Genomic DNA, 12,650 nt, shown 5'->3' with positions numbered 1-12,650 from the left:
GCCTGCTGCGAAGAAATTTCGCGGCAGGCTCTTTCGTTTACATTCCCGCACCACCCACTGAGCTTTTCGCGCTTGCCAGCACCAGGCTGTAGACGAAGGCAACTGCTGAGCATATGCCCATCGCCCAATAAAGCGCAGCGCCCCCGCTTTGCTGAAACAGCCAGCCGCCCAGCAGCGAACCGATGATGCCCGATATGCCGAAAAACAAAACGGCCAATACGGTTTGTCCGGTCGCTCTCCATTCTTCCGGGATGATTTTGTACAAGTATTGAATCGTCGCGGTGTAAAAAATGACGAACGTGACGCCTTGCGTCAGTTGCAAGTAGACCACCCATTCCGGTGAAGGTGCCAGTGCGCACAGCACGTAGCGAATAGCGTACAGCGCCGATGCGAGCATAATCAGCCTGATTTCGCTCCAGCGGGCCAAAATCCGCGCACTGATCGCGAAAAACGCCACTTCGCTCACCGCTGCCAAAAACCACGCCTGCCCGACATCTCCGGTCGTGCCTCCCAAGCTTTGCACGTACACGCCGAGAAAGCTGTCATTCGTCCGGTGCGGAGTCGCTGCGATCAGCACAAGGAGAAAGAACCGCTGCGTTTTCGGATAGAGGAAAAATCGCTTTAGCTCCGGCCAGGACAACGGCTTGCTGCTCGCCGGAGCATCCTTCATCGCCAACGCGCACAAATAGGCAAGCACGCCGTAGCCGACAAACAGCCAGACAAGCTGTTCCATCCCCAATCGATCGAGCGTCCAGCCGATGAACAAAGACGCTGTAGCGTAGCCGACTGCGCCAAATGTGCGAATGGAGCCAAAGCTTGTGCGATGCTGCTCAGCCATCCGATAGTTGAGACTCTCTGTCAAAGGATCGGTCGGCAACAGGAAAAAATACATGGCGCCTACGAGCAAAAACAACGCGAAAAACGGAGTCGTCGTAAACAACGCAATTCCTGAAACGATGGATAAGCCCAGCGTGACGAGAATGACCCGCTTGATCGTTTTCGTCCGGTCGCTGACCATCCCCCAAAACGGCTGCGACAAAATGCCGATAAAGGAACCTGCTCCAATCAACACGCCGATTTGTGCCGGTGTAACACCGCGAAAGCTCAAATAAACTGGTAAAAAGGAAATAAAAATCGACAGCAAGGAAAAGTAAAAGAAATTGTACGCCCGCAAACTAAGCAAAGATGTATTCACGTTCCACCTCGTTTTTGTCCCAAAATGAAAAATAGCCCCGCAGCCTGTTCCTGGCTCCCGGGGCATGGGGTCAACGTTATCTGGTCAGCAGCTCATTCATCAGGTCGGCCAACTGTCTTGCCTGCTCGCGGCGCTCGTACGGCTTGACTCGCTCGGCAAAGTCCGCTCCGCGCTCTGCCTCGCCTTTTGCCTGACTGCTGTTTTCCTTCCATTCCCGATACAGCTTCCAATAAGCTTCTTTGATCGCATCCTTCTGTTCCGGATCGGCTACTTGGCCGAGACGGAAATTCTCGATAATCTCCGTCGCCTCTCCCGCCTTGTTCAAGGCGAGTATCGGATTGCCGATGCCCATGTACTCGTAGAGCTTGCCCGGGATGTACGCCCCGGCATCACTCGACACATCCCCGATCAGCAAAAGGGCGTCGGCGCTTTTCATCAATCCGAGCGCTTCCTTGTGCGGCAAATTTCCCAAGACGCGCACGATGTCGCCCAGTTCGAGCGCCTCCACGCAGTCTCGGTTCTCCGAGTAGCCGGGATAGTCAAACACGCCTGCAAAGCTGAGCATCAGCTCTTGCCTGTCCACCTTGCCTTCGTCGATCAGCTCGCGGATTGCTTGCAAGAGTAGCCGCGGATTGCGCTTTTGATACAAAATGCCCGCGTAGACAGCATGGAATTTGCCGGGAGCCGCGTGACTTGGAGCAAGCCCTTGGAAATCGCCCTGATCGAAGCCGTTGTAGATCAGCTCCATCCGCTTGATTCGCTCCTGGTGCTTCTTGCGGAAGTTTTCGGCAAAAGTCGCCGTTACCGTCGTAATCGCATCCGCTTTTGCCATTACTCGCGCTTCCATCCGCTCTTCCAGACGTTCGCGCCACGGAATACCCGAAGTGTGCATGTTTTGCGTCCACGGATCGCGGAAGTCTGCCACCCATTTGCAGCCAAATTCGTCGGCAAGCTTTTCGGCAATCAGATGGTTGGTAACAGGCCCGGAGGTGGAGAAAATCACGTCGATTTTTTCCTGACGCATGATTTCCCGCCCGAGCTTGAGCGCATTGGGCAGCCAAAGAATTTGATCGTCCGGGATCAACAAGTACGGCTTGACCTTTTTCAGGACGTTCACGATCTGCTTTTTGACCTGCGCTTTCAACGATGGACGCGCGCCGGTGTTTGCCACGGCAGTCGAGCCGCTCCCGCTTGCCGCAGCAGCTTGTCCTCTGCCCGGCAACAGCTTCCACTCTTTCGCCCGATGAATGCTGACGTCAGCCGGAAGCTGGGTCAAAAGCGTTGGATCAAGCGTTGCATGGTAAGTCGGATCGACGGTAAGCACGTGCACGTTCCAGCCGAACTCCCCCAAATATTTGGCCATTTTCAGCGGCCGCGGCACCCCTCCGCCCCCGATGGGAGGAAAAATGTAGCATATGATCAAAACGTTATGCGCCTTCATGTATGTAACCGTCCTTCTCGTTTTTACGTTTTCCATCCTAAACGATACCACAAGTGCTGTCTTATTGCGAATCTATCAGCCATCTGCTATAGTGAGAATGGCTTTGGTTAAACCTTCGACAGAGGTTTTCTTACTAAGATTCGGGTGAAATTACATGAGCAAACTACGAGTCCTCCACGTGATTGGCGGGGGGGAATTTGGCGGTGCGGAACAACATATTCTCAATCTGGTCTCCACGTTTCCTGCGGAAGAAGTCGACGTTGCTGTCGTCTGCTTCTACGATTCGCTCTTTGCCAAAAAGCTGAGGGAAGCTGGCATCAACGTGATTGCGTTAAACCAGTTCGGGCGATTTGACATTCGTCTGCTACAAGCTTTGCGGCAGACTTTTCTTTCGTTTGGTCCAGCGATCATTCATACGCACGGAGTGAAAGCCAACTTTTTTTCCCGGCTTGCCTCGCTTGGCATGAATGTGCCGCTGTTGACTACGGTGCACAGTGCGCTGCGCTTCGACTATGCGGGCACGCTGGCGTACGCGATTGTCAGCCTGATGGAACGGAGCACGCGCCACTGGAATCGGCATTACATCGCTGTCAGCGGCGCCATTGCCGACGATTTGCGCGCGCAGGGCGTGAAAAATTCCCAGCTCAGCGTCATCTACAACGGCATGGACTTGTCTCCTTATCAGCAAGATCAGCTGCGTGAAGCGGACCGCAAACGTTTTCGCGCGGAATGGAACGTGCCTGAGGAAGCCTTTTTGTTCGGAACCGTAGCGCGATTTGTTCCGGTCAAAGGACTGCCGATCCTGCTCGACGCCTTCCATACTTTTGCACAGAACAACGGCAATGACGCTTATTTGGTCATGATCGGCGATGGCCCGGAACGTCCACTGCTGGAAGCGAAGGCGCAAGAGTTGGGCCTCGTGGATCGCGTCCGGTTCGCCGGATTTCGTCAGGACATCCCTTCCTGCTTGCATGCGATTGACGGCTTCGTTCATTCTTCCTTGTATGAAGGGCTGGGCTACACGATCATCGAAGCGATGGCCTCCAAGGTGCCTGTCGTCGCCAGCAACGTCGGCGGCGTGAAAGAGTTCGTCTTCCAGGAGCGCACAGGCTTGCTCGTCGAGCCAAACGATCCTGCCGCTCTGTCCAAAGCGATGGAGCGAATCTGGACTGAGCCTGCACTGCGGGAGACATTGGTGCAAAACGCCCTGGAAAAAGTCGAGGCAACCTTCACCATCCAGCAGATGACCGCTGACATTTTGACGCTTTATCGCAAGCTGTTGAACAACTGAAAGCACGGATGCCCTGCACAGGCGCTTCCCGTGCTTTTTTGGCTGCAACCTGAAAGTAAAAACTGTTTGAAGAATCTGTATTCATGGTTGCCTCCAGAGAGACAATCTGGTTACATAGAACTGGGACGATTTTGAATCGCACGCGAAAGGATGAAACCAAACATGAAACTTTTTCTCTCCGTAGATATGGAAGGCATTTCCGGCATCGTAGACACCAGCTACATCAATCCTGATTCGGGTGTGAACTACCAGCGCGGCCGTCAGTTCATGACGGACGATGCGAATGCCGTCATCGAAGCGGCCCTCGCCAGCGGCGTGACGGAAATCGTCGTCGCGGACAGCCACAACACGATGAACAACATTTTGTGGGAAAAGCTGCACCCGAAAGCTCGTCTGCTCGCTGGCTCCCCTCGCGACTGCTCCATGATGCAAGGTTTGGACGCAAGCTTTGATGCCGCCATGTTCATCGGCTACCACACCCGTCAAGGGGTTCCTGGCGTGCTCAGCCACACCATGTCTGGTGTCGTCCGCAATTTGTACATCAACGGACGAGTCGTAGGCGAATTTGGCTTTAACGCTGCTGTAGCAGGCTTGTACAATGTTCCGGTCGTCATGGTGTCCGGCGACAATCTCATTGCCAAAGAAGCGTCTGAGCTGATCCCTGGCATTCATACCGCCATCGTCAAGGAAGCGGTATCGCGCACAGCTGCTATCTGTCTGTCGCGTGGAGAAGCGTCTGCTGCCTTGCAGGAGCAAACGAAGCTCGCTTTGGGCAACATCTCCTCGATTGCTCCGTTCATCAACACCACCCCGCTGGAGATGGCGATGGAATTTTCCCATGCCGGCCAAGCGGAAATGGCAGCGATTGTTCCTGGCACCCGCTACGAGACGGCGACAAATACTGTCTATTACAGCACGGAAGACCCGCAAGATTTGTACAAAACGATGCGGGCCATGCTGAACCTCGCTTCCGAAGCAGAATTTTTCTAGGAAGCGGCACTCGTCCATCAGACGCACAAAAAGGCAGGGCAATCACGCCGTGCCTTTTTTGCCTGAGCGCTGTGCTCATTTTGCGCTTAAACTTCGGCTGTGCTTTCGCTTTTGTCCTCTGGCTGTTTCGCATCCCGCTGTTGGACGCCTTGGAGCCGGGGCCAGTGGACAAAGCGTGTGGGACAGATGACACTGCCTCGCAAAAAAAGGCGAATGCCAGCACAAGCGTTACGCGCACAAAAAAACAGACTCAGCAACTGAGTCTGTTTGTCGTTTTTGGCTTTTACAGCTTCCGAACGTTTGTCGCTTGAGGGCCGCGTTGACCGTTTTCCACGTCAAACTCTACTTCCTGTCCCTCATCCAAGGATTTGTACCCGTCTCCTTGAATCGCGGAGAAGTGAACGAATACGTCATCTGCCCCATCTCTCTCGATAAAACCGAAACCTTTTTCGCTGTTGAACCATTTTACTCTACCACGTTCCATTTTTGCCTCCTAGCATGTATCACTTACATGACATTGAAATATGATCTTACCTGGTTACTATTGCCATAAAAACGGGGAGTTATACGTGAAAACAGCGAAACGCAAAATCGGTTTCTCCTGTACGTGCTGACAGGAGCGATTCTCGCGTAAAAAACCTCCGCAAACGCTGCATGTGACGCTTTGCGGAGGCTTCCCTTGTGGAATGCTGTTCGCTTATTTGTTAAATGCGGACAACCGTCGCTTTGCTGACCGAATCGAGCGGAATGCGGTTTTTCGTGTCAAACAGGATCGGCGAGTCAGCCATTTTTTCTGCTACCTCATCCCAGTTCACTTCGGCAAATTCTTTTTGCACCGCCGTCAAATACAGGGCATCAGCGCCGCGCACGGCTGCTTCCAGAGAGTCTGCCTTGTGCTCGTATGCAGTCGGAACAGCCGGGTCATACGAGCGCACTTCGACGCCTTTGGCGAGCAACAGCTTGATCAGGTCATGCACCGGGCTGACGCGGTCGTCGTTGGAGAAATCTTTCATCGCCAAGCCCAAGACAGCTACACGGCTTCCTGCGAGCGACTTGCCTTTTTGCTTCAACGCTTTTTCCAGCATGCCGATCAGCACTTCCGGCACAGCGTCGTTCGTGAGGCGCGCCTGCTGCAAAATCGGCAGGGACACTTCCAGCTCGCGCGCTTTCGGTTGCAGGTAGTACAAGGCGTTTGGCAGGCAGAAGCCGCCTACACCCGGCCCTGGGGTCAACAGGTTCACACGCGTGTGCGTATTGGCGACCTTGATCAGTTCAAACGTATCGATCCCGAACGCCTCGGCAAAACGGGCAAACTCCTGCACCATGGCGATATTCACGTCACGCTGGATGTTCTCGATCACTTTGGCTGTTTCCACGACGCGGATATCCGAGATGGTAATGTCCGTTTCGCTGATGACGGACAGCAGCTCTTTGCCTTTTTCGGCACTGATCTCGTTGATCCCGCCGAGCACGAGCGGCATGTGGATGAACTCTTCAAAAGCTCGTCCCTCCGCAATTCGCTCGGAGCAATACGTGAGGTAGAAATCGACGCCTGCGACCAGACCGCTCGCCTCTTCGAGAATCGGCAAAATCACTTCTTCTGTCGTTCCCGGGACGACCGTGCTTCTGATCATGATCGTATCGCCTTTTTTCAGCACGCCCCCAAGCGTTTGGGCACAGTTTTTCAACGGGCCGAGGTCCGGGTCGCCGTTATGCACTGGCAAACCGGCTGTCACGATATAATGATCGACTTCCGCAGCCGCTTCCTCGTAGGAGGTCATAGCGCGGAACCGCTTCGCTTCTATTTGTTCTTTCAAAATTTCCGGCAAAGTCTTCCCTTGATAGGACTCCAGGTGGTGGGAGTGACCCGCATTAATTTCATCGACGACGTGAGGCAGGACGTCAATGCCGACAACGTTTGCTCCTTTCATGGCATAAGTAAGAGCAAGCGGCAAGCCGACAAACCCTAATCCCACTACAGCTACGCGTACAGGCTGAGTCATTGCGTATCTCCTCTTTCACGTTCTCTAAGGTAAGGTCCGGGTGACCAAACAGTCACGCGGCCAACTTGCAAAACTGCTTACGACAGATAGTAAATGCCCGCAGCGATAAAAAGCACGCACAATCCTATGAGGACCTTGTACAACGTCTCCAAGGCTGCTCCTCCCCATGTTTCAAATTGTAGGCTCGGCCCTGTCCAAGAGGGCATGGGACCGCACCCGATTGGGAAAAAAGTGCGGAACTCTCTGCCAAATCCTAATTATACTCTCGATTGAAATATCGTTCAACCAGGGTTTCTTTTCAAGCAGAGCCGGAACTGTCCAAAAAAACGGTCAACGGCCCGCTCACGTAAACCTGACAAGCAAGCCGATACCCTTTTTGCGCTGCGTCCCCCAGACGGTATTGCTCTGTCGCAGAAGGAGCGGGAGCAGAACCTGCGGGAATATTTGCTCTGACCATACAAGTCCGGCACTTTCCGGTGGTACAGAAAAAATCGATTGGCATCTGCGCGCGCACCAGCGCCATGAGCAAATTTTCTCCATCCGTCATGGCAATGCTGTGCTGCCTGCCATTTTCCCAGACGGTCCCTGCAAACTGCTGTGGCCGTTTGTCTTCCACACCGCTTCCCTCCTTCGCTGCGTCGAAAGCACGACTGCGCTCTACCTGGACAGGCTGACTCCGATAATATAAGAAAAGCCGATGGACAGGACCATCGCAATAAAGCCGATCGCCCTGTTGTCATTGGCTATTTCCTGATCCACCTTGAACGAAGGGGTCATAAATTCAAAAATGAAGTACGCGACCAATAGCAGGCAAAATCCGAATGTGCCCCAGATCAGCGCTTGCCCCAAAGAAAGATTCGCCTGAATCGAATAGCGGAAAATGTTGGCGATCCCGAAAATTTTTCCGCCTGTTGCCATCGCGACGGCCATGTTTCCACGTTTCAGCTCTGCCCATACGTGATAACGCGTCACGAGTTCGAAGACGACCAAAAACAAAATCATCGCGAGTCCCGTAACGGTAAAGTAAGCGGCAGTTGCAAAATATGGATTGTGCATAAGGCCTGCCATGGAATCTCCTCCCGACATCTCTATTTCAGTTCGGCTATCGTAGCGCCAACGCCGCCCTCACCTTGACCGCCGAGGCGGAAGGACTTGACGTTGCGGTGGCTGCGCAAGTATTCGTGCACTCCTTTGCGCAAGACGCCTGTGCCATGCCCGTGAATGATCGATACGGAGTGCAGCCCGCCCAAAAGCGCATCGTCCAGGAATTGATCCATCTCCCGAATGGCATCCTCGACGTTATATCCGCGCAAGTCGAGGTCCATTTTGATGCTGGCTGTCCGGCGATTGACCGATGTGTACGGAGCAGCCTGCGGCTTTTGCGTGATCGAGTTTTGCACATTCATGTCATCTCGTCTGACTTTCATCTTCATGATGCCGATCTGCACGAGAAACTCGTCGTTATTCACTTTTTCCAGCACAGTTCCTTTTTGTCCGAAACTGGTGACCATGACTTCGTCGCCCACCTTGATCTGGGTGGCGCGAACGGCTCTGGCCGGCTTCTTCACTTTTTCCTTTTCCAGCTCAAGCACTGCGTTGCCGAGCCGCTTTTTCGCCTCGATCAGGCGGTGTTCCTTGATCTCGACGCCATCGTCGCGCATCTCGCGCAGTTCGCGAATGATCGTCTCCGCCTCTTCTTTGGCCAGTTGGACAGCGATCCGCGCTTCTTCTTCGGCGCGTTCCATCAGCTTGTTTTTCTCTTCGGCAAAACGGGCGCGCTCTTCATCGAGCTGGCGACGCAGTTCTTCCGCTTCGCGGCGCAAGGAGGCGGCTGCATTTCTGTCCGCTTCTGCCGATTTGCGGTTGCGTTCAAGGGAAGCAATCATGCTTTCCACCTGGTTGTCTTCCTCGCTGATCGAGCCGCGAGCGACTTCGATGATCGCTTCCGGCAGCCCCAATCGTCTGGCAATGGCAAAAGCGTTGGACCGCCCTGGCACGCCGACGAGCAAACGGTAAGTCGGGCGCAAAGTCTGCACATCGAACTCCACGCTGGCGTTGATCACTTCCGGTCTGTCGTACGCATACGCCTTCAGCTCGCTGTAGTGGGTCGTGGCCACCATCCGCGCGCCGGAGTCAATCACATGGTCGATAATCGACATGGCGAGCGCAGCCCCTTCTGTCGGGTCTGTACCCGCTCCCAGCTCATCGAACAGCACCAGACTTTTCTCATCCATTTTTTCCAGAATGGAGATGATATTGGTCATATGACTGGAAAAGGTGGAAAGGCTCTGCTCGATGGACTGCTCATCCCCGATATCGGCAAAGACGGAGGAGAACACCGTCATTTCGCTCTCTTCCTCTGCCGGGATATGCAGCCCCGACATCGCCATCAGCGACAACAGCCCGATCGTTTTCAACGAAACGGTTTTACCGCCCGTGTTCGGACCAGTCACGACAATCGCCTGATACTCTCCACCCAGCTCGACGTCGACGGGAACGACGACTTCTCGCGGGATCAGCGGATGCCGCGCTTTTCTCATCTGCAAATAACCGCGGTCGTTCAGTTTGGGACAGACTGCCTTCATGCTCCAGGCGAGCTGTGCCTTGGCAAACAGGAAGTCAAGCTCAGTCAGCGCATCGACATTTTCGCTCAGAGCTTCCACCGCAAAGGAGACTTGCTCGGTCAAAATGTACAAAATGCGCTCAACCTCGCGCTCTTCACGCAAGCGCAGTTCGCGCAACTTGTTGTTCATCGACACGATCACTTCCGGCTCGATGAACAAAGTGGCACCTGACGCAGACTGGTCGTGGACAATCCCGCCAAAGACGTGGCGGTATTCCTGCTTCACCGGAATGACGAAGCGATCGCCGCGGATGGTTACGATGTTTTCCATCAACATTTTTTGATACGAGGAGGAGCGCGTCATCTGATCCAGCTTCTCACGGATGCGCGATTCCACCTGCCTGATTTCCTGACGAACCTGACGCAGCTCGACGCTGGCACTGTCCAGCACATCGCCGTTTTCATCGATGCAGCGGCGAATTTCCATTTCCAGCTCGCGCAAGCCCTCGATGCGCTCTGCCTGTAGCTGAAGCAGCGGCAAGTCATGGTCCTGGCACATATCCAGCAAGAAATTTTTCAAGCGACGGCCAGCCATGATCGTGCTGGCAATGTCCAAAAGCTCCAGCGGGGCCAGCATCGCATTCAGCCTGGCTCGTTGGACGGAGCTTCTGATGTCGCGAATGCCTCCCAATGGGGCGCTGCCTTTCAAGCGGAGTACCGTAGCAGCTTCCTGCGTTCCTTGCTGGGCGATTTTGACCTCGTCCAGTTGAACGAACGGCGTCAGCTCTGCTGCTTTTTCTTTTCCATATGTGCAAGATGCCTTGTCAACTAACAGGGCGATAATTTTATCGTATTCCAAAGTTTTTAAGACCCGTTGTTCCACTGTATCCTCCTTATTTCATCAGCGGCGACCGTCGGACTGCGCGGATGAGTACCACGGTCTGAACCTTCAATCACTACGATTTCCTCATTATATCACGCCAGCGGTTTGAAGGATAATTTTACACGCCTCCTGCTTGGCATAGTTCCGCCTGGAAAGAGCCAGAATGAAAAAGAACCAATCCAAAAGGAGGAGTATCCATGACGATCATGCGCCATCTCGTCCGCTTTGTCGTCGCTGCCGTCGTCCTGATGTTCGTCGGATTTCTGGTTCCCGGATTTTCCGTTAGCAGCTTCTGGACAGCATTTCTTGCCGCTGTTGTAATTGCCCTGTTGGGCTGGGTTGTGGAAGCCATGTTCGGAGACCGCATTTCCCCGTACAACCGCGGAATCATCGGCTTTCTAGTCAGTGCAGTCGTGATCTATCTGACTCAGTTCATCGTTTCCGGTTTCCATGTCACGGTCATCGGAGCGCTTTTGGCTTCTCTTGTGATCGGGATCATCGACCTGTTCATTCCGATCAAGACTCACATGGACATGCGCAATGGCGATGCCGGAAACCGCCAGGAAACGTAAGAGAGCTTTTCGTGAAAAGAGCCAACCCGTTACGCGCGGGCTGGCTCTTTTTCAGCTTGTTCCGTCATCTATGGCACTTGCGGCAGACTGGCGATGGATCATACCAGCCAGGTAGCCCGCGCCGAAACCGTTGTCGATATTGACGACCGCTACGCCGTTGGCACAGGAGTTGAGCATGGTCAAAAGCGCCGAGACACCGCCAAAGCTGGCCCCGTATCCGACGCTGGTGGGCACGGCGATGACCGGCTTGTCGACGAGTCCAGCCACTACGCTGGCGAGCGCTCCCTCCATCCCTGCGACACAGACGATGACGCTTGCCGACCTGATTTCCTCCAGACGCTGAAACAGGCGATGAATGCCCGCGACGCCGACATCGACGATAACCCGGGCTTCGCTGCCAAAGCAGCGCGCGGTCCAGGCCGCTTCCTGCGCCACCTGCCAGTCCGACGTTCCGGCTGCCACGACGGCAACGTAGCCATCCCGTTGCGGCACCAGCGGCTCGTGTGTGGACAACAGCAAGCGCGCTTCTGCGATGTACTGGACATCCGGCCAGCTCTCCCGAACTGCGCGTGCCTGCTGCTCACTCACCCGGGTAACCAAAACAAGCTTTTGATGCTCGCGCAGCTTTTCCATGATTCCGAGCAGCTGGCTTGCGCTTTTCCCCTCCCCGTAGACGACTTCCGGGAAGCCTGTTCGCTCCGAGCGAGCCAGATCGAGCGTCGCATAGTCCAAGCGGCTGATGCCGCGAAGCTGCTCTTCGCCTTGCTCCACGCTGAGCTGTCCAGCGGCTACCTTTTGCAAAATGTTTTTGAGATCATCCATGCTTGGCCTTCACTTCCGTTTCCAGTACAGCGTTCATGCTCCCGGTCTGATATCCGAACAAATCGAGGGTGACGTACGAAAAACCGATTTCCTGCAACGCTTTGTGGATGTCGGCATGGTGGGCAAGCAGCCGCTCAAACTCTTGCGGACTGACTTCGATTCGCGCAATCGTGTCGTGGTGCCGGACTCTGACCTGGTGAAAGCCGAGGCTGAGCAAAAACCCTTCCGCCCGATCCACCTGGTCGATTTTTTCCAGCGTAATCGAGGAGCCGTAGGGAATCCTGGAAGAGAGGCAGGCAAAAGACGGCTTGTTCCACGTAGACAGTCCCATTTCTTTGGAGAGCGCGCGGATGTCTTCCTTATAAAATCCGGCTTCCTGAAGCGGGCTGCGCACCCCTCGCTGGGCTGCGGCTATACGGCCCGGGCGGTAATCGCCGCGATCGTCCATGTTCGCTCCGTCGCAAATGACGGCTTTCCACTCGTTTGCCTCCGCCAGCTTGCCGAGGTGCTCGTACAGGCCGTCTTTGCAATAAAAACAACGATTGGGCGGATTGGACACAAAATTCGGATTTTCCATTTCGCGAATTTCCGTCGTGACAAACCGTGCGCCAAGCTTGGCGGCCAGAAACTTCGCCGCTTCAAACTCGCGCGTGGGAAACGTCTCCGAAGCAGCCGTCACGGCAATCGCCTGCTCGCCTAGCTCCTCAATCGCTCTCGCCAACAAAAAAGTGCTGTCCACTCCCCCGGAAAACGCCACCAGAACCGTTCCCATCTCGCGCAGGACAGCTCCCAGCCTGTCGTTCTTTTCCGCCAGCGTCCACCCTTCGCTGCCTGTTGCCATACGTTTATCCATCTCCACAAGCTGCCCCTCCTTTGTGTCCAAGCTTTTG

At 54.6% G+C, this 12,650-nt stretch carries 12 protein-coding genes; 3 read left to right on the top strand and 9 right to left on the bottom strand.

Annotation, left to right across the window (positions count from 1 at the left end):
- Positions 1–37: 37 nt before the first annotated feature.
- Together NST23_RS08340 and NST23_RS08335 are read right to left on the bottom strand one after the other, a co-directional pair.
- Entirely contained in the window at positions 38–1,195 is a 1,158-nt protein-coding gene (locus tag NST23_RS08340) for an MFS transporter (protein ID WP_173596226.1), read from the bottom strand.
- A 76-nt stretch (positions 1,196–1,271) separates the two neighbouring features.
- Positions 1,272–2,636, bottom strand: coding sequence for a glycosyltransferase family 4 protein (locus NST23_RS08335; protein WP_340963520.1), 1,365 nt, complete (start codon positions 2,634–2,636; stop codon positions 1,272–1,274).
- Positions 2,637–2,790: 154 nt separating this feature from the next.
- Here NST23_RS08335 and NST23_RS08330 point away from each other — a divergent pair, with 154 nt between their 5' ends.
- A complete protein-coding gene (locus tag NST23_RS08330; protein WP_340963518.1) occupies positions 2,791–3,927 on the top strand; it encodes a glycosyltransferase in 1,137 nt (378 codons plus the stop codon).
- A 162-nt stretch (positions 3,928–4,089) separates the two neighbouring features.
- A complete protein-coding gene (locus NST23_RS08325; protein ID WP_340963515.1) occupies positions 4,090–4,917 on the top strand; it encodes a M55 family metallopeptidase in 828 nt (275 codons plus the stop codon).
- A gap of 283 nt (positions 4,918–5,200) precedes the next feature.
- Here the strand turns inward: NST23_RS08325 and NST23_RS08320 are convergent, their stop codons facing one another.
- The 5 genes from NST23_RS08320 to NST23_RS08300 all read right to left on the bottom strand — a co-directional run bounded on the left by NST23_RS08320 (position 5,201) and on the right by NST23_RS08300 (position 10,366).
- Positions 5,201–5,401, bottom strand: a complete 201-nt coding sequence (locus tag NST23_RS08320; RefSeq protein WP_063227221.1) for a cold-shock protein — start codon at positions 5,399–5,401, stop codon at positions 5,201–5,203.
- Positions 5,402–5,621: 220 nt separating this feature from the next.
- Positions 5,622–6,920, bottom strand: a complete 1,299-nt coding sequence (locus NST23_RS08315; protein WP_340963514.1) for a nucleotide sugar dehydrogenase — start codon at positions 6,918–6,920, stop codon at positions 5,622–5,624.
- A gap of 298 nt (positions 6,921–7,218) precedes the next feature.
- The gene (locus NST23_RS08310) at positions 7,219–7,536 is read right to left on the bottom strand and encodes a 2Fe-2S iron-sulfur cluster-binding protein (protein WP_217021951.1); all 318 of its coding nucleotides are present in this window, start codon (positions 7,534–7,536) and stop codon (positions 7,219–7,221) included.
- Positions 7,537–7,577: 41 nt separating this feature from the next.
- Entirely contained in the window at positions 7,578–7,988 is a 411-nt protein-coding gene (locus tag NST23_RS08305) for a DUF350 domain-containing protein (RefSeq protein WP_122963161.1), read from the bottom strand.
- A 20-nt stretch (positions 7,989–8,008) separates the two neighbouring features.
- Positions 8,009–10,366, bottom strand: a complete 2,358-nt coding sequence (locus NST23_RS08300) for an endonuclease MutS2 (protein ID WP_122963160.1) — start codon at positions 10,364–10,366, stop codon at positions 8,009–8,011.
- A gap of 197 nt (positions 10,367–10,563) precedes the next feature.
- On the opposite strand from NST23_RS08300, the gene NST23_RS08295 reads away from it, so the two are divergent.
- Positions 10,564–10,938, top strand: a complete 375-nt coding sequence (locus NST23_RS08295) for a phage holin family protein (RefSeq protein ID WP_063227226.1) — start codon at positions 10,564–10,566, stop codon at positions 10,936–10,938.
- 51 nt (positions 10,939–10,989) lie between these two features.
- Here the strand turns inward: NST23_RS08295 and larB are convergent, their stop codons facing one another.
- Complete coding sequence (gene larB, locus NST23_RS08290; RefSeq protein ID WP_122963159.1) at positions 10,990–11,760, bottom strand: nickel pincer cofactor biosynthesis protein LarB; 771 nt, start codon at positions 11,758–11,760, stop codon at positions 10,990–10,992.
- Complete coding sequence (larE, locus tag NST23_RS08285) at positions 11,753–12,613, bottom strand: ATP-dependent sacrificial sulfur transferase LarE (RefSeq protein WP_173598490.1); 861 nt, start codon at positions 12,611–12,613, stop codon at positions 11,753–11,755. The genes larB and larE overlap by 8 nt, the downstream gene beginning before the upstream one ends.
- Positions 12,614–12,650: the final 37 nt, after the last annotated feature.

The organism is Brevibacillus sp. FSL K6-0770, from assembly GCF_038000275.1.
GTDB classification, from domain to species: domain Bacteria; phylum Bacillota; class Bacilli; order Brevibacillales; family Brevibacillaceae; genus Brevibacillus; species Brevibacillus parabrevis.
Note: the sequence above shows the minus strand (reverse complement) of the source record. Positions and strands in the feature narration are given on the sequence as shown.

Coding starts and splice junctions, on each gene's coding strand:
- NST23_RS08315 (WP_340963514.1), bottom strand. CDS start 6,920: ATGACTCAGCCTGTACGCGTAGCTGTAGTGGGATTAGGGTTTGTCGGC.
- larB (WP_122963159.1), bottom strand. CDS start 11,760: ATGGATGATCTCAAAAACATTTTGCAAAAGGTAGCCGCTGGACAGCTC.
- NST23_RS08330 (WP_340963518.1), top strand. CDS start 2,791: ATGAGCAAACTACGAGTCCTCCACGTGATTGGCGGGGGGGAATTTGGC.
- NST23_RS08295 (WP_063227226.1), top strand. CDS start 10,564: ATGACGATCATGCGCCATCTCGTCCGCTTTGTCGTCGCTGCCGTCGTC.
- NST23_RS08325 (WP_340963515.1), top strand. CDS start 4,090: ATGAAACTTTTTCTCTCCGTAGATATGGAAGGCATTTCCGGCATCGTA.
- NST23_RS08320 (WP_063227221.1), bottom strand. CDS start 5,401: ATGGAACGTGGTAGAGTAAAATGGTTCAACAGCGAAAAAGGTTTCGGT.
- NST23_RS08305 (WP_122963161.1), bottom strand. CDS start 7,988: ATGGCAGGCCTTATGCACAATCCATATTTTGCAACTGCCGCTTACTTT.
- NST23_RS08335 (WP_340963520.1), bottom strand. CDS start 2,636: ATGAAGGCGCATAACGTTTTGATCATATGCTACATTTTTCCTCCCATC.
- larE (WP_173598490.1), bottom strand. CDS start 12,613: ATGGATAAACGTATGGCAACAGGCAGCGAAGGGTGGACGCTGGCGGAA.